This is a genomic window from Clostridium sp. LS, from assembly GCF_002760435.1.
GTDB lineage: Bacteria > Bacillota > Clostridia > Clostridiales > Clostridiaceae > Clostridium.
Map to the genome: position 1 here is coordinate 127635 of NZ_AUUU01000013.1, position 17871 is coordinate 145505.

The window sequence follows — 17871 nt, forward strand, 5'->3', positions numbered from 1 at the left end:
GTATGAAAAGTATATTAGAATCTAAACTAGGAGGAGTGATAAGTTTAATGGATGGAGACCCGTATGATAAGCAGAATAGCATAATAATTAAAAATTATCAGAAAATATGATTAGGGTGTACTGACATTAAACTATGAATTGTGCACTCTAAAAGAAAAGGAGAGTGTACAATGAAATTTAAAAGTGTTTATTTAAGCAGAATATTAGATAAAAAAATATATACAACTAGTAACGAAGTATTGGGAACTTTAAAGGATTTAGCTGTTGATGCAAAATTTAAAAATCCCAAAGTTACTATAGCTGTTATTAAGACAAAAGATGGAATAAAATATATTGATTTTGAGAATATTGATATTTCCAAGGAGAAAAGACAATATAAGTTAGTTTGCAATGAAGTCAAAGAGTCCAATTTGGGAAATTTATTATTGTTAAAAAAGTATGTTTTAGATAAGCAGATTATTGATGTTAATGGTAGAAAGGTAGTTAGAGCTAATGATGTTAGATTAATTATCCTTGATTCAGGTATGTTTATTGCAGCAGTAGATATCGGAATGGAGGGCATATTAAGAAGAATTGGAATAGCTAAACCATTAAAAATATTAGGAGTTAAAGTGCAAAGTAAATTAATGCTATGGGATGAAATTGAAACAGCATTTGCTTCAGAAGATATTTCACTTTCAAAATCCTATAATAAGCTCCATACACTTCATCCATCAGATCTAGCAGATATAATTGAAGATTTTGATGCAAATACTGGTGCAATTATTTTTTCAAGATTAGATACTGCTAGGGCTGCAGATGTATTAGAAGAATTAGAAGAGGACGTACAAGTAAGCTTGCTCAGAACACTGTCTATAGAGAGAGCAGCAGATATTCTTGAAGAAATGCCTGCAGATGAGGCTGCAGACGTGTTAGATGGATTACAGGAAGATAAAGCAGAAGAGCTGCTTAGCAACATGGAAAAAGAAGCTTCAGATGAAATAAGAGAACTTATGGAATATGAAGATAATCTAGTTGGAAGTATTATGACTACTGATTTTATATCATGTCCAATTGATTATACAGTAGCGGATATAATTAATGATATTCGAAAAGCTGATGAAGAAATTGAACAGTTTTATTATGTTTATGTTGTAAATGATGCAAATAAACTTATGGGAGTAGTTTCATTAAGAGAATTAGTTATTTCTACTCCTGATAAAAAAATAGAAGAGTTTATGAGTAAAAAAGTTATATATATAAAGGATGAAGAAAAAATAAGTCATTTAGCAAAAGATATAATCAAATATAATTTACTTGCTATGCCTGTAGTTGATGAAGAAATGCATTTAATTGGGAGTGTAAGTTTAATCGATATTGTTTATGAAATTGCAAAGCATAATAAGAGGTTGAAATAGGTGGAGGTGTAGAAGATGAATGCAAAAAGAAAAACATGGATAGCAAATTTATTAATATTTTTAAGTGTTTTAGGCCCAGGAATTATAACAGGTAGTGTAGATAATGATGCAGGTGGTATTACAACATATTCTGTAGCTGGTGCGACTTATGGTTATAACTTGCTTTGGTCTCTAATACCATGCTTCGTTGTACTTCTTGTAGTACAAGAAATGAATGCTAGGATGGGGATTGTAACAGGTAAAGGACTAGCAGACTTAATTAGAGAAAATTTTGGGGTTAGGATAACTTTCTTTATATTTGTTGGATTAATTATTGCAGATATAGGAAATACAGCTACTGAATTTGCAGGGGTTGCAGGAAGTATGCAGGTATTCGGTGTAAGTAAATATATATCTGTACCTCTAGCAGCTGTAGCAGTATGGATTTTGGTTGTAAAGGGGACTTATAAAACTACTGAAAAGTTGTTTTTGGTTTTTAGCTTATTTTTATTATCCTACATTGCTTCCGCATTTCTTGCTAAGCCAGACTGGAGTGAAATAGGGAGTGCTATAATACATCCAACCATCGAGACAAATTTTGAATATATAGGTACAGTTATTGGTATTGTAGGAACCACTATTGCTCCGTGGATGCAGTTTTATATGCAATCAGCAGTTATAGAAAAAGGTCTTAAGGTAGAAGACTTTAAGTACGAAATTTGGGATGTAGTTGTTGGTAGTATTATAACAGTAGTTGTAGCTTTCTTTATAATTGTAGCCTGTGGAGCAACACTTAACAAAAATGGAATTAAAATAGAAGAGGCTAAAGATGCTGCATTAGCGCTTAAGCCACTTGCTGGAGCTTTCGCTTCTCAAATTTTTGCATTTGGACTTTTTATAGCGTCTATTTTTTCAGCAACAATATTACCTTTAGCTACAGCATTTTATATTTGCGAAGCTTTTGGTTTTGAAGCTGGAATAGATAAAAAGTTAAAAGAAGCACCTGAGTTTTTTACGTTATTCACTATAATTATAGTAGTTGGAATTGCTATTATTTTGATTCCTGGAGCACCTTTAATTGAGATAACATTGGGATCACAAGTTATAAATGGTATATTATTACCGGTAGTCTTAATATGTATGATGCTTATGGTGAATAATAAGGAAATTATGGGTGAGTATGTAAATAATAAAATTAAAAATGCAATTGGTTGGGGAACTATTATAGTTTTAATTGCACTAACAGCGATTTTAACTTTTGAACCTTTAATAACTATGCTTACATCATAACAACTGATAATATATAATTTATTAGGGGAGAAACTATAGATTATCTAATTTATAACCATAAACGTCAAATATTTTTTTGACAAAAAAATAATTACTTTTCAGTGTCTGATATGGATGATTTTCATCCACTGGTTTATAAGAAATAAAATGATTGCGGCAATAAAAAATTAGACCATCTAATTTATAAAATTAAGATGGTCTAATTTTATTTTGAATATAATTAGTTTAGTTGCAGTGATATTTTGCATTCATCACAAGTGCATATTTTCTCACAAGATTCTAAATGTATCATAATCTCAGAATAGTTTAAATCTTGCTTAATATCATGTTCAATTTTATTACATATATCATGTGCATCTTTAATTGATTTGTCTTCTGGAAAAACTAGATGTAATTCTGCGTATCTTATTCGCCCGGATTTCCTTGTTTTAAGTTTATGGTAATTACAAAATACAGAAGAATATTTATTAATATTATTTTTAATTATTTCAATTTCTTCGTCAGATAATTTTATATCTAATAAAGGGTTAAAAGCAGATATTAATAATTCAAAAGCTTCTTTTAATATGAAGATAGCAACTAAAATTGCAACAATAGGATCTAAGTAATTTAAGTTAGTAACCCATATAAGAAATAATCCTAAACCTACACCTAATGACGTGTATACATCAGCTTTTAAATGCAGTGCATCAGCTTCTAATGCTATAGAATCTTCTTGTTTAGCTACTTTATATAATTTTTTAGATACTATTAAGTTAACAGCTGAAGAGATAAACATTACGATAAAACCTAGCCCAACTGATTCGATCTCTCCAGGATTGAATATTTTTTTTATAGCTTCAACTATTATCCAAATAGAAGCGACTAGTATGAGAAGTGCCTCAATTACGCCAGAAATGTTTTCTACTTTTCCATGCCCATAGGGATGGGCTTCATCCGCTGGCTTGTCTGATATTCTTACAGAAAAAAATGCTATTATTGCGGCTAACAAATCCATAGTTGAATGTATAGCTTCGGATATTATACTTACTGAACCAGTAGCAAGACCAACAAATAATTTAAGAACAATTAAAGTACTATTTGATAGTAATGATAGCCTAGCAACTTTAACTTTTGCATTCATACAAAAACCTCCAAATTCTAAAAATCAGTTATCATCTGATAAAACAAATTAATACTATAATATAACTAAATATCTTAAAGGTCAAGGGATAAAAAGGCTAGGACATATTATCAATTGATAATATGTTCCAACATATTTATATTTGTAACTGATAAGAATTGGCAATTTGAAATTTTAGCAGCATTTAATTATTAAGTATATAAGTTAGTTAAAAAATAATAAAAAAATATTCAAAACTATACTATATAGATTTATTCTAAATTCAATGATAAAATATAATTTATTTAATAATTTGGAGGGAAATAAATGATTTTGTTTGGACATTTAGGATTGACAACTGAAGTAATAAAGTTGTATGAAGTGTTTTTACATAAAGATAAAAAGTTAAGTGATAAAGTTTTAGTTGATTACAGAGTTGTCTTGATTGGTTCGATACTACCTGATATTATAGATAAACCAATTGGTGCTGGTTTATTCAGAAATACATTTCATAACAGTCGCATTTTTGGGCATACGTTAATATTCTCTCTTTTATTGATATTGATGGGTTCATATATGTTAAATAAACGTGGCAAGAACAGTATCCTAATATTGGGGATTTGTAGTTCCATTCATTTAATATTAGATAGTATGTGGTTATATCCTGATATATTGTTTTGGCCATACTTTGGATGGAGGTTTCCTGAAAGACCTGAAGGGAATTGGGTAAGCAGTGATTTGGTGAGACTTATTACAGATCAAAGTTATTACTTGCCTGAATTAATAGGATTTATAATTATTGTGTTTTTTTTAATAAGGCTTTTAAGAAGCAAACAGATAAAGTATTTTATAAATCAAGGAAAATTATAGATTTAATATAGATGTAGAGAATGGGGCAGTCACAAATTGACAGCCCTTATTTGTTAATAGATATATTTAAACATTGCCAGTAAATGTTAGATATAAGAGAATAGCATTTAATACTATTATTATAGTGGCTATGAGGGCACCAAAAAATCTTACAAGACTTTTATTAACTAAAATGCCCATTAAGTCTTTACGTTTAGCTATAATTAGCATTTGAATTATTGGGAATGGTAAAATAAAGCTAAGTGCAACTTGGCTTAAAATAAGAGCATTCATTGGATTTATTCCAAGTGCAATTATAATTAGTGCTGGGGCCATAGTTATAATTCTTCTAATATTAATTGGTATGCTTAAATTAACAAATCCTTTCATAATAGTTTGACCTGCCATTGTTCCAACAGCAGAAGAAGACAAGCCTGACGCAAGAAGTGCTATTCCAAAAGCGCTACTCGATAAAGAACCTAATAATGGTTGCAATGAAGTATGTGCTTGTTCCATTGTATCAACTACTAATCCATTTCTGTTAAATACAGCAGCAGATACTACAACCATTGCAGCATTTATTATAAAAGCAATATTCATAGCAATTGTAACATCAATCTTTTCCATTTTTAAATGTTTCAATTTTCCTTCATTAGACAAATCAATACTTCTATGCTGAACTAATTGTGAGTGTAGATATATTACATGAGGCATAACTGTTGCTCCAAGCATTCCTACGGCAATTAACACTGCTTCACCATTAGGCAATGATGGAATTATTGTGTGTATACCCACCTGAAACCAATTTGGTTTAGCAAGAAAGAGTTCTAATGTATATGCAATACATATTATTGCTACTAGTACTGATATTATTAATTCAACAACCTTTTGACCGTATTTTTCCATATAACAAATTATATATGTTATGAGTCCCGTTATAAGTCCTGCATATATCATTGGTATATGAAATAATAAATATAAGCCTATTGTCCCTCCGAGAAATTCTGCCAAATCAGTTGCCATAGCACCTATCTCTGCAATAATCCAAAATATCCAATTAGCACTCCTAGAAAATACCTTAGAGCACATTTCGGGAAGATTATGTTCTGTTGCTATTCCGAGTTTTGCAGACATTATTTGAAGGAATATAGCCATTAAATTACTACATAAAATAACCCAGATTAGTGTATAACCAAACTTTGATCCACCACTAATATTAGTTGCAAAATTACCTGGATCTATATAAGCAACGCTTACAATAAAAGCAGGACCTAAAAATTTTAATAATTGTCTTGATTTTATTGAATTATAATTAATTTCTTTTTTAAAATTTAAAAGTTTAGATAAAGATACACTAGTACTTTTATAATTTCTTTTGTTCTCCAATATAATACATCGCCTTTCCTAATTTTATTTTAACTACGATTAAAATAGTTAGTTTTATTTAATATTATTAGCCTCAACTAAATCTTTTTGATACTTTAAACTATGAAGTAGTTGTATAAATGTTACATTAAAATCTTAGTTGCATTTTTTTATTAAGTACATAAGTTATCTAATAAAGGAGTTATTTTACTATGTGGAAAGCGGTTGTATAATGTAATTTTGGGAGGTTAAAAAATGGATAGAGAAACTTCTAGACAATCGGATAATGTATTCAAAAGAAGTGGAAAAAAATTGCTTTTACAATAATTGGCATAACAATAATCTTTGTGGGTAAATTTATTGGTGCATTTATATCTAAAAGCCTTGCTCTTTTTAGTGATAGTTGGCATTTATTAACTGATATAGCTTCATTAATATTAAGTTATTGGGGAGTAAAGGTTGCGCTAAAGTCTGCAAATCATAAATATAATTTTGGTTATTATAGATTTAGCATATTCACAGCATTAATAAATAATCTTTCACTAATTCTTATTTCCGTATATATTTTTTATAAAGCAATATTAAGATATTTTAATCCTGTAAATGTAGAGCCATCTGGAATGATTATTTTTTCTATTCTTGGTCTTACAGTAAATACCATAGTAGTATTAAATCTTAGAAATAATTCAAACAATATGAACGTGAAAAGTGTATTTTTACACTTCATGGTGGATGCATTATCAGATATAGGAGTACTAATAGGAGGTATAATTATTTATTTTACACATTTGCCTGGTGTTGATACACTTCTTAGTGCAATATTAGCATGCCTTATTTTAAGAAATGCATTTAAGATGACTATTGAATGTATTAAAATTCTTTTGGAAGCGGCACCAGAAGATATATCCATTGATGAATTAAAGGAGTCAATTAAGGATTTAGGAGGGATAATTGAAATAACTGATATTCATATTTGGAGCTTATCTAAAGAAATTTTATCAATGACAGCACATATTTCAATAAAAGAATGTAACATTGAAAATTGCGAATCAAGATTACATGAAATACAACATTTATTAAAAGATAAGTTTAATATAGACCATTCTACAATACAATTCGAAAAGTCAACATGTGGAAGCTGTTTTCATAGTAAGCCTGATCACAAGCATTGTTGCAATATGTGTATTGATAAATGCGGAGATGAGAAACATCAAAAAATTATTAATATATAGCGGTAGAATTGGATTAGTAAAGAAAATGGAACTTTAAATTAATTAAGAATTATGAAGTAATATAAAATAACTCTTGGCTAAACATCGTTAGCACAAGAGTTATTTTATATTATAAATTCAATAATATTAATTAAATAATTCAATAATACCAAGTATTATTAGCAATATGCCTGAAATTAATGGTGCATATTTTCCTAAAAAATTACCTAGTACATTATTTCCGATAGTTTCACCAAGTTTAAGTGTAACTATACTTAAGATGAATGTAAATATGACAGTAAATTGAATGTTAACTCCTGTTATACTTGCAGCGATTCCAGTACCTAAGTTGTTAAAGGTTAATGCAAATGCTACAAGGACAGCTTCTTTTATATTTATATCACCAGAGTTATCTAAATCCGATTTTTCTGCATACTCAAGCATATCACCAATGTTTTTCAAAGCAAGCTCTTTTGAATTTTTATTGTTTAAAAGTTTTGTTTTGCTTTTGATTACAAAATATCCTCCCAAAATAATAATAACACCAGCGCCAAAGCTATTTGATATATAATCTGGTAAGAATTTTGATATATATATTCCAACTGACATTGCTAAAAGTGTACCTGTAGAGGTTATGAGTGCTATTATAAGATTTGGAAGTAGTCCAATTTTTATTTTCTTTAGGCCATAAGCGGTACCGACAACTACATTATCTAAATTGGAGGATAAGCTAAACAATAATGCAGATAAAAATAAAGTCATACATGTATTTTCCTTTTTAGTATTTTTATTTTAATATATGACTGTAAATTTATATAGTGAACAAGAGCTCGTAAGTTACTAGGTAATAAATTAAAAAATAGCGTGAAAATTAATATAAATAAATTTGTTGACAAATTTCGCATAAGTGCATATACTAATTTTGTACAAAGTAATCATAACAATTGAATAAGAATCGGTAGGTGAGGTTACCATAGGGATACGGGTTGCTGCCGCGGAGTAGTGGAGACACTATGAGAAGGTTAGCAGAATACGTCGAGTTTAAGGCGTATTTTAACGCAATTTCATTGCCCTATGAAGCTAAAGCTTGAACGGAATAAATAATACATTATTATTTAATTAATAGCGTGCGTTTTTACGTCCTCGTTCGGTTTTAGCTGAGCGAGGATTTTTATTTTTATTGAAATAATAAGAAGTAGAGGTAGGTGAAAATAAGTGGAATCTAGTAGTAGGTGCATTGGGATAGACGATGATTACCCCAAGCAGAAATATTTTTTTGACAATATAAATTATGTGAGAATCTTTAAGGATGCTAAAATATTAGCTAAGCATCTACAACTTGAAACTGCTTATTTTTAATGTCAGAATAATATTTCTTATGGGAGATAATTTTTAGTAGAGATTAAATTTTTACTTAAGTCTATTCCAATGTCGCATAAAAATTTTAATTTTAATTATGCAGGGGGAATAGAAATGAAATTTTTTGTAAACAAAGAGAAATTAAATAAAGCAGCTATAGAAAAAAATATTAACAGAGATAAAATATCTAATAAGTTACTTCAATTAGGATTATTAGAAAAAGATGATATGTTAAGAAAGCTTAATGCAACAGTTGAGGGACTTACAAATGAAGAAGCAGAAAAGCGATTAGAAGAACATGGGCATAACGAAATAAACCATGCTAATAAAGAGACATTAGTTAAGAAATTAATTAGTGCATTTATAAACCCATTTTCTGTAGTGTTAATTTTACTTGCAACAGTATCTTTTATTACAGATTATGTGATTGCTTCACCAGAAGATAGAAGTTTGAAGACAGTAATAATTATAGGAACAATGGTTACAATAAGCGGAAGTCTTCGTTTTATTCAAGAAGGCAGATCTAATAAGGCTGGAGAAAGATTAAAAGCTATGATTAAAACTACAGCCATGGTAGTGCGTAATGGAATAGCAAATGAGATTTCTATATCTGAACTTGTACCAGGAGATGTAGTTCATCTTGCAGCAGGAGATATGATTCCAGCAGATGTTAGGATAATTTTTGCGAAGGACTTATTCATTAGTCAGTCTTCAATGACAGGAGAGTCTGAACCTGTTGAAAAACATGGGCAGTTACATCAAGCTACAAGGGATAAGAATTTATCAAGTCACTTAGAGTTAGAAAATTTAGCATATATGGGAACAAATGTTGTTAGTGGAACTGCAACAGCAATCGTTATTTCAACAGGAAATAACACATGCCTTGGGACTATGGCAGATTCAATTACAGAAAAAAGAGAATCTACAAGCTTTGATAAGGGTGTAAATTCAGTAAGTTGGGTATTAATTAGATTTATGGCATGTATGGTGCCAGTTGTATTTATAATTAATGGAATTACAAAAGGTGATTGGCTTGAATCATTTTTATTCGCATTATCAGTGGCAGTTGGACTTACACCAGAAATGCTTCCAATGATTGTTACTACAAACCTTGCAAAAGGTGCAGTAATGATGTCAAAGCGCAAAACAATAGTAAAAAATTTGAATTCAATACAAAACTTTGGAGCTATGGATGTTTTGTGTACAGATAAAACTGGAACTCTTACAGAAGATAAAATTATTTTAGAACGTCACCTTGATATTCATGGGAATGAAGATGTTAGAGTATTAAGACATGGTTATTTAAACAGCTATTTTCAAACAGGACTTAAAAATTTACTTGATATAGCAATACTTGAACATGGTGATGAAGAGGGTTTTGAAAATTTAAAAACAATGTACGAGAAGGTAGATGAAATTCCATTTGACTTTGCACGTCGTAGAATGTCAGTAGTGTTAGAAGATAAAAATGGAAAAACGCAGTTAATTACTAAAGGTGCAGTAGAAGAAATGTTATCTATATGTACTTTTGCAGAATATAAGGGTAATGTCGTTGAACTCACAGGTGATGTAAAAGATGAAATTCTTGAAACTGTAGATGAACTTAATGCAAGCGGAATGAGAGTTGTTGCAGTAGCTCAAAAAACTAATCCATCACCAGAAGGAGTATTTTCTATTAAAGATGAATCAGAGATGGTGCTAATGGGGTATATTGGTTTCTTAGATCCTCCAAAAGAATCATCAACTCAAGCAATAAAGGCTTTACATGAAAATGGTGTTGATGTTAAAGTTCTAACAGGGGATAATGAGAAAGTAACAAGATATGTTTGTAATAAGGTTGGTATTCCTACAGATAATATTCTTTTAGGCTCAGATATTGAGATGATGAGCGACTTACAGTTAAAAGAAGCCGTTGAGAAAATTAATATATTTGCTAAATTATCTCCACAACAAAAATCTCGAGTAGTGTCAATTTTGAGAGATAATGGACATGTAGTAGGATTTATGGGAGATGGAATTAATGATGCACCAGCAATGAGAAAAGCTGATGTTGGTATTTCTGTAGATACTGCTGTTGATATAGCAAAAGAATCAGCAGACATTATTCTTCTTGAAAAAGATTTAATGGTGCTTGAAAGTGGTGTAATTGAAGGACGTAGAACTTTTGCCAATATTATTAAATATATTAAAATGACTGCAAGTTCTAATTTTGGGAATATGTTTAGTGTATTAGTTGCATGTGCCTTTCTACCATTTTTACCAATGCTACCTGTTCAAATTCTAGTACTAAACCTTATTTATGATATTTCATGTATATCAATTCCATGGGATAATGTAGATTCAGATTATCTTAAAAAACCACGTAAATGGAATGCTTCTTCAATTGGAAGTTTTATGAGATGGATAGGGCCAACAAGTTCAGTATTTGATATTACAACCTACATTCTTATGTTCTTTGTAATATGCCCAGCAGTTTGTGGGGGATCATATGGCACACCAGGTGTAGATAATGTATTATTTATGGCATTATTTAATGCAGGATGGTTTGTTGAATCATTATGGTCACAAACTCTTGTAATTCATATGATAAGAACACCTAAAATTCCATTTATTCAAAGCAGAGCATCTATGCCAATATTGACTCTTACAACTATTGCTATTATAGTAGGTACAATAATTCCTTATACTAACGTTGGTCAAATGCTTGGAATGTCACCTATGCCAGCAGTATACTTCTTGTGGTTAATAGCTATGATATTTGCATATATGATTTTAGTAACAATATTAAAAAAATTATATATAAGAAGGTATGGTGAATTTTTATAATATTTAATAATTATAAAAGTCAAAGATTTTGTTAAAATTCAGATTACTAAAAAGTCGCTAATTTAATATGCAAATTAACGACTTTTTTTGTTTATTATTTTAAATTTAATTAATTTGGGATTTTGCATAATTAAAAATATAACATTAATATACAATATATAGTAATATAAATCGAAGTGTATACTGTATGTTGATAGGAACTGATAAGTAACTTAATTGTGAAATTTCATAAAATATAAAACAAGGAAGAATGAATAAAAATATATTTTAATATGAAAAATAACTGGGTAACATATTTAAGAAGAATTCGTATGAAATGAGGTGCAGGGATTGAAAAAAAGAAGTTCTATACGAAGTGTTTTCTTTGTTTTTATAGTTATTTTTATATTTAATATGTGCGAATGCTCAGTAGAGGCATATTCAAAAATTAATTCCAATGAAAGTTTTGCTATACTAGTAGATCTTACAGAAGAAAGACTTTATTTAATTAATAAAGATAAGAATATAATCGTAAAAAAATATAGTATAGCTAGTGGAAAAATGGAAACGCCTTCTCCAATAGGCACGTGGAAAGTTGTTGGTATGTCCAAATGGAGTGGAGGATTTGGCACAAGGTGGATTGGGTTGAATGTTCCGTGGGGGATTTTTGGAATTCATGGAACTAATAAACCAGGATCAATTGGATCTGAGGCATCTCATGGATGCATTCGAATGCTAAATAGAGATGTTGAAGATCTATATGAGTATGAGGAAATAGGAATGATTGTAGCAGTATATGCAGGGCCATATGGTCCGTTTGAAAAGGGGCTAGTAACTCTAAAACCAGGTGATAGAGGGGCAGATGTTTTTAAGGTGCAAAGAAAGATGAAGGAAAAAGGATATTATCCAGGAAAATTAGATGGTATCTATGGAGAGGGTATGAAAGAGTATGTAATGAAATATAAAAAAGATAATGATCTAAAAGTTAACAATAATATTGATTATGAGCTGTATAAAAAACTTGGAATAATATTAGTAGATTAAAAAAGAGAGGAGTTTATTTATGGTTACTACGGATAGAAAAGTTAAAGTTGCTCTTTTGTCAATTATATCAAACACAACACTCATAATATTTAAGATTATAGCAGGCACTTTAAGCGGTTCAGTAAGTATTATTTCAGAAGCAATACATTCAGGTATGGATTTATTAGCATCAGTAGTAGCATTTTTCTCTGTTAGGCAGTCTTCAAAGCCAGCTGATAAGAAACATCCTTACGGCCATGGAAAAATAGAGAATATATCTGGTATGGTGGAAGGAATTTTAATTTTTATTGCTGCTGGAATGATTATTATTGAAGCTTTTAAGAAAATATTTGAACCTACTGCAATAGAACAAGCAACTATAGCAATTGGAGTTATGGTTGTTTCAGCACTTGTAAATTTTTTTGTGTCAAGAAAGTTATACAAGGTTTCGAAAGAGGAAGATTCCATGGCTCTTGAAGCAGATGCTCTTCACTTAAAAACTGATATCTACACATCTTTAGGCGTAGGTATTGGAATTCTTCTTATCAAGGTTACCGGATTAATTATACTAGATTCAATAGTTGCGATACTTGTAGCACTACTGATAATTAAAGAGGCATGGGTACTTTCTAAAAGTGCCTTCGATTATCTTCTTGATGCAAGGTTATCTGATGAAGAAGAAGCAGAGATAGAAAAAGTAATAAGAGAACACAGAGATCAATTTATAGATTACCACAAGCTAAAAACAAGAAAATCAGGTAATATGAAGCATATTGATTTTCATATTACCGTTGCTCCTAATTTAACAGTCGAAGAAACACATGATATTATTAGAAAATTGAAAAAGGATATGAATGAAAAAATTAAAAATACTCAGATAAATATTCATATTGATCCTTATAAAAAAGAATGATTTTTAGTTAAATAAGTTATTCAGTGTAATTTTTTCTTTTAATGTAAATTGGTAAAAGTTATCAATCAAATTATATTATCAATTGATAATATAATTTGATTAAATTATTTTTTATGTATTGTTGACATATAACGGGTTATAGCGTATTATAAAAATATAAAGTAAATTCTTAATTGATAACAACTGACATATATTAGTAAAGAATGTTTTGAAAAGAGGTGTATTTAATGGGTTTTTTCTCAAGATCATCAGGAAAAAGACACTATGAAGATAAGCATCGAGGTAGTAACTATTATAAAAGAGAAGGTTTTTTAAGTCGTATATTTAAAATGTTTGGCTCATTTTCTAGTTCAGGCAAGAGGTATAACAAACATCATTCACATGATTCTCATAAGAACTATCATTCTAATGAAAGACACTATTCAGATCAAAGACATTATTCAGATCACGGGCATCATAAAAGAAGATATAAAAGTTCGTGGTCATAATGCCATTTTTTAAAAAGAAGGTATATGATCCAGGAAGCTCAGTTGGTAAATATAAGATTATAAGATTAATAGGTGAGGGAAGATTTGGTGTATGTTATTTAGTTGATTTTAATGGCAAAGAATATGTACTAAAGGTAATAAAGTCCAAAGCCATTAAGAAGAGTGGTAACAAAATTATATTTGAAGAAGAGATACTTTCAATTATTAATTATCCTTTAATTCCTAAAATAGTAGATACAATTAAAGATGATAAGATCTATGCATATATTTTGGAATATAAAAGAGGAAAGACAATAGAAGATATGATTTTTGGAGATAAGCATATATTTACCCCAGATGAAATTTTTAATATAGGAATTAAGGTAATAGAAATAATAAAATATCTTCATGAACGTAATATTGTGCATAGAGATATACGGGTGCCTAATGTAATTATTAATGGTGATGAGGTTTATCTTATTGATTTTGGTCTTGCAAGAATAATAAACAATGATAAATACATTCCACCAGTTGATTTTTTATATTTAGGGCATTTACTTATTCATTTATATTATTCTTCTTTTGAAAAAACTAATAAAAAATCAAAACCTTGGTATGAAGAACTGGAATTATCTAAAGGGGAATTAAAATTTCTGAGAAAGTTATTAGAATTAGATGATGCATATAGAAGCATTTATGATGTAGAAGGGGATTTCAAGGAATTAAAAGTTGTACAAGATCACTAAAAGGATTATAGATATATAATTTAACTAAGCAGGCCATGAACTTGTAAAAGGTTTGTAGGCTGGGCCTTAATTGGCAGCAGGATAGTAATGAACCTGTGGGACAATAAAATGTTCCACTTTTTTTTATATCAATTTTAAAAATCCCCCCAATTTAAATATCTGGAGATATTTAAAAAAAGTAAAATGGAGGTAATTATTATGAGTAAACAAAAAATACAGGATTATCAAGGACTTACCACTTCTAAAGCAAAAGAACTTCAGGAACAGTTTGGTAAGAACGAGCTTGTGGCTGAAAAAAAGGAAAGTTTTTTACACAAGATTTTCCATGTCATTAGTGAGCCAATGTTTGTATTGTTAATTGTAGCATCTATAATATATTTTATTTTAGGAGAGCCAAAAGATGGTGCTATTATGCTTGTTTTTGTTGTTGGAATGATTAGTATTGAGGCAATTCAAGAATGGAAAACGGATAAAACATTAAATGCTTTAAAAGATTTATCAGCTCCACATATAAAAGTTCTTCGTGATGGAGAGGAAAAGATAATTAATAGTGCAGATTTAGTACCAGGAGACATTATGTTTATAGCTGAAGGTGTTAAGGTGCCTGCAGATGGCGCAGTAATAAAAGCAAGTACTCTTTGTGTTGATGAGTCATCGCTTACAGGAGAAGCTGAGGGGGTATGGAAGACTAGTGATGGCAATAATAAAAATATTAATGCTGATTATTGGCGTAATGATTATTGCTATGCGGGAACTCTTGTTACTCAAGGTACAGGTACCATATTAGTGGACAAGATAGGAGCAGGAACTGAATACGGAAAAATTGGACAAAATATCGTGTCCGCTCCTGAAAATCCAACACCACTTCAAAAGCAAACTGGAAAATTGGTAAAATTATGTGCTGTAATTGCTGCTGTTTTATTTGCGTTTGTTGGTGTTGTTACGTATTTTAATATACCAGATCATAATTTTAGAGACAGAATCATAGAAAGTATTTTATCTGGAGTAACTTTAGCCATGGCTATGATTCCAGAGGAATTTCCAGTTATTCTAACAGTATTTTTATCAATGGGTGCTTGGAGACTTGCAAAAAAACAATCTCTTGTTAGAAAATTACCATCAGTTGAGACTTTGGGTGCTGTTTCTGTTCTTTGTGTTGATAAAACAGGTACAATAACAATGAACAAAATGACAGTTAGAGATATTTGGAGTATAGAAAGTGATACGAAAAAAGTGACACAGATAATGGGAATGGGATGCAAATCGGATGCTTATGACCCTATGGAAAAGTCGATGATATCCTATTGTGAAGAACAAAAAATTACAAAAGATATTCTTTTTGGTGGACAATTGATTAAGGAATATGCTTTTACTGATGAAACAAAAATGATGGGCAACGTTTGGAAAAATAGTGATAGCATTGTGGTAGCAGCAAAAGGATCTCCTGAACGTATATTAACACTATGTAAATTGCCAGATTATGAAAAAAAAATAGTGGAAGATAAAATAAGAGAAATGTCTAGCCAAGGGCTTCGTGTTATTGCGATTGGACAAATGTTATTAGACAGTGAAGAGGATATACCTGATACAATTAATGACTGTAGCTTGCAGCTTTGTGGAATAGTTGGTCTTGCTGATCCTCCAAGGGAGTCAGTAAAAGAAGATATTGAAACATGTACTAAAGCTGGGGTTAGAGTTGTTATGATAACAGGTGATAATGGAATAACTGCTAGTTCTATTGCTAAACAAATTAATATGCCCAATTGTGATAAAATAATCACTGGGGATGAGATTAATAAAATGAGTGATAATGAACTTCAAGAAAGGGTTAAAGATGTAAGTATTTTTTCTAGAGTTGTTCCGGAGCACAAAATGAGAATAGTTAAAGCATTCAAAGCAAATGGAGAAATAGTTGCAATGACTGGCGATGGAGTTAATGATGCTCCTGCTCTTAAATATGCGGATATTGGTATTGCAATGGGAAAACGTGGCTCAGAAGTTTCAAGAGAGGCAGCAGATTTGATTTTACTTGATGATAATTTTTCAACTATAGTTGACACTATTAAAGATGGCAGAAGAATTTATGATAATATTAGAAAAGCAGTTGGATATGTATTTACTATTCACATTCCGATTGCGTTTGCTGCATTGCTTGCACCTATATTAGGAATAAATCCTGCAAGCCTTCTATTACTTCCATTACATGTTGTATTGCTTGAACTTGTAATTGATCCAACTTGTTCAGTAGTATTAGAACGTCAACCTGCTGAAGGTGATATTATGAAGAGAGCACCACGAAATCCAAATGAAAAGCTTATAACAGCAAAAGGTCTTTTCAAAAGTGTTGCACAAGGCTTTGTTATATTTGGAGCATCATTTGGAACTTACTTTGTATTTTTAAACAATAATATAGATAATGCGCCATTAGCAAGAGCAATTGGATTAACAATTATATTACTCTCTAATTTATTATTAGTTCAAGTAAACAGTTCTGATTCAGAATTTGCAATTAAATCATTTATTAAACTCAAAACGGATAAGGTGATGTGGCTTGTTAGCTTAGGCACTATTATTGGTTTAATGTTAATATTATATACTCCTCTAAATAATTTTTTAAAACTTGCACCATTATCTTTTAGTCAGTTAATTATGGCATCTATCATATCAATAGCATCTGTTTTTTGGTATGAAATTGTAAAAGTATTTAAGTATATTAAAAACAAGTGAGTTAAATAAAGCGTTCATAGCAGAAATTACAAATAGTTAAATATAATTAAAGGACTAGAATAAGGTTATTGATTAAAATCTTATTTTGGTCCTTTTTCAGTATAGTCTATATGTATAAAAATGATTATAGTTTCATCATTATAATCTATTAGGAAATGAATAGTTAAGAATAAAATAACACTATATTTTCATTGGATGGATGTTTGCATAGTATGTTTATTTGTATATTAATTAATGGTGTCTCCAGTTCTAGTTTCCATAACAACTTTATCATAGACATTTTAATGAGTATGGCTATGGTGATGAAAATGTAAATATCAAATGCGTATTTATGGTTGTAATAGGTGCACCAAAGCACAATTTATAAGACTAAAACATAATATGATTTTGAAATACTAAATTAAGGAAGAAAAAATATGTATAATGATAGAATGTATTCAGTAGATTACTATCCTGAAATATCTGGTTATGACTCAGATGATATATGTAAGGAAGATATTAGGAAGCAGGCTAGTTCTTTTGAAATGGCCGATGACTCCAGACGAAGCTCTTAAAATTAACAAAGAAGAATTAAAATGGCTACTTATGGGATATGAAGTTAGAACTAAGTCTAAATTTAAGCCAATTGAAGTAAGAAA

General features: G+C 30.0%; 14 protein-coding genes and 2 riboswitches. Of the genes, 11 read left to right on the forward strand and 3 right to left on the reverse strand.

The annotated features are described in order from the left end of the window. Positions 1–170: 170 nt before the first annotated feature. Together COL3_RS03870 and COL3_RS03875 are read left to right on the forward strand one after the other, a co-directional pair. Positions 171–1397, forward strand: a complete 1227-nt coding sequence (locus COL3_RS03870) for a CBS domain-containing protein (RefSeq protein WP_008419212.1) — start codon at positions 171–173, stop codon at positions 1395–1397. A 15-nt stretch (positions 1398–1412) separates the two neighbouring features. After that, positions 1413–2666: an Nramp family divalent metal transporter gene (locus COL3_RS03875; protein ID WP_008419209.1), complete on the forward strand. Its 1254-nt coding sequence runs from the start codon at positions 1413–1415 to the stop codon at positions 2664–2666. 220 nt (positions 2667–2886) lie between these two features. On the opposite strand, the gene COL3_RS03880 is transcribed toward COL3_RS03875, so the two are convergent. After that, positions 2887–3789, reverse strand: a complete 903-nt coding sequence (locus COL3_RS03880) for a cation diffusion facilitator family transporter (RefSeq protein ID WP_008419207.1) — start codon at positions 3787–3789, stop codon at positions 2887–2889. Between the two features lie 306 nt (positions 3790–4095). Here COL3_RS03880 and COL3_RS03885 point away from each other — a divergent pair, with 306 nt between their 5' ends. Then, positions 4096–4638 carry a metal-dependent hydrolase gene (locus COL3_RS03885; protein ID WP_008419205.1) on the forward strand — a complete coding sequence of 181 codons (543 nt, stop codon included), beginning with the start codon at positions 4096–4098 and terminating at the stop codon, positions 4636–4638. A gap of 66 nt (positions 4639–4704) precedes the next feature. On the opposite strand, the gene COL3_RS03890 is transcribed toward COL3_RS03885, so the two are convergent. Further along, positions 4705–6003 carry an Nramp family divalent metal transporter gene (locus COL3_RS03890; RefSeq protein WP_008419203.1) on the reverse strand — a complete coding sequence of 433 codons (1299 nt, stop codon included), beginning with the start codon at positions 6001–6003 and terminating at the stop codon, positions 4705–4707. Positions 6004–6329: 326 nt separating this feature from the next. Between COL3_RS03890 and COL3_RS03895 the strand changes: the two genes are divergently transcribed. Continuing rightward, positions 6330–7214: a cation diffusion facilitator family transporter gene (locus COL3_RS03895; RefSeq protein WP_008419201.1), complete on the forward strand. Its 885-nt coding sequence runs from the start codon at positions 6330–6332 to the stop codon at positions 7212–7214. 126 nt (positions 7215–7340) lie between these two features. Here the strand turns inward: COL3_RS03895 and COL3_RS03900 are convergent, their stop codons facing one another. After that, a complete protein-coding gene (locus tag COL3_RS03900; RefSeq protein WP_008419200.1) occupies positions 7341–7955 on the reverse strand; it encodes a manganese efflux pump in 615 nt (204 codons plus the stop codon). Positions 7956–8140: 185 nt separating this feature from the next. Beyond that, a riboswitch (M-box (ykoK) riboswitch) is annotated at positions 8141–8297 on the forward strand. Positions 8298–8666: 369 nt separating this feature from the next. On the opposite strand from COL3_RS03900, the gene mgtA reads away from it, so the two are divergent. The 7 genes from mgtA (at position 8667) to COL3_RS28560 (ending at position 17787) form a co-directional block, all read left to right on the forward strand. Beyond that, a complete protein-coding gene (mgtA, locus tag COL3_RS03905) occupies positions 8667–11378 on the forward strand; it encodes a magnesium-translocating P-type ATPase (RefSeq protein ID WP_008419197.1) in 2712 nt (903 codons plus the stop codon). A 321-nt stretch (positions 11379–11699) separates the two neighbouring features. Next, positions 11700–12401: a L,D-transpeptidase family protein gene (locus COL3_RS03910; RefSeq protein WP_238475947.1), complete on the forward strand. Its 702-nt coding sequence runs from the start codon at positions 11700–11702 to the stop codon at positions 12399–12401. A gap of 19 nt (positions 12402–12420) precedes the next feature. Continuing rightward, positions 12421–13293, forward strand: coding sequence for a cation diffusion facilitator family transporter (locus tag COL3_RS03915; RefSeq protein ID WP_008419193.1), 873 nt, complete (start codon positions 12421–12423; stop codon positions 13291–13293). Between the two features lie 227 nt (positions 13294–13520). Beyond that, positions 13521–13781, forward strand: a complete 261-nt coding sequence (locus COL3_RS03920; RefSeq protein WP_008419192.1) for a hypothetical protein — start codon at positions 13521–13523, stop codon at positions 13779–13781. After that, positions 13781–14506 (forward strand): protein kinase family protein, encoded by a 726-nt coding sequence (locus COL3_RS03925; RefSeq protein ID WP_008419189.1) that lies wholly within the window; start codon positions 13781–13783, stop codon positions 14504–14506. The genes COL3_RS03920 and COL3_RS03925 overlap by 1 nt, the downstream gene beginning before the upstream one ends. Before the next feature lie 15 nt (positions 14507–14521). After that, positions 14522–14612: riboswitch (NiCo riboswitch) on the forward strand. A gap of 92 nt (positions 14613–14704) precedes the next feature. Further along, positions 14705–17233, forward strand: coding sequence for a cation-translocating P-type ATPase (locus COL3_RS03930; protein WP_008419187.1), 2529 nt, complete (start codon positions 14705–14707; stop codon positions 17231–17233). A gap of 416 nt (positions 17234–17649) precedes the next feature. Next, positions 17650–17787, forward strand: a complete 138-nt coding sequence (locus COL3_RS28560; RefSeq protein ID WP_008419185.1) for a hypothetical protein — start codon at positions 17650–17652, stop codon at positions 17785–17787. Positions 17788–17871 lie beyond the last annotated feature (84 nt).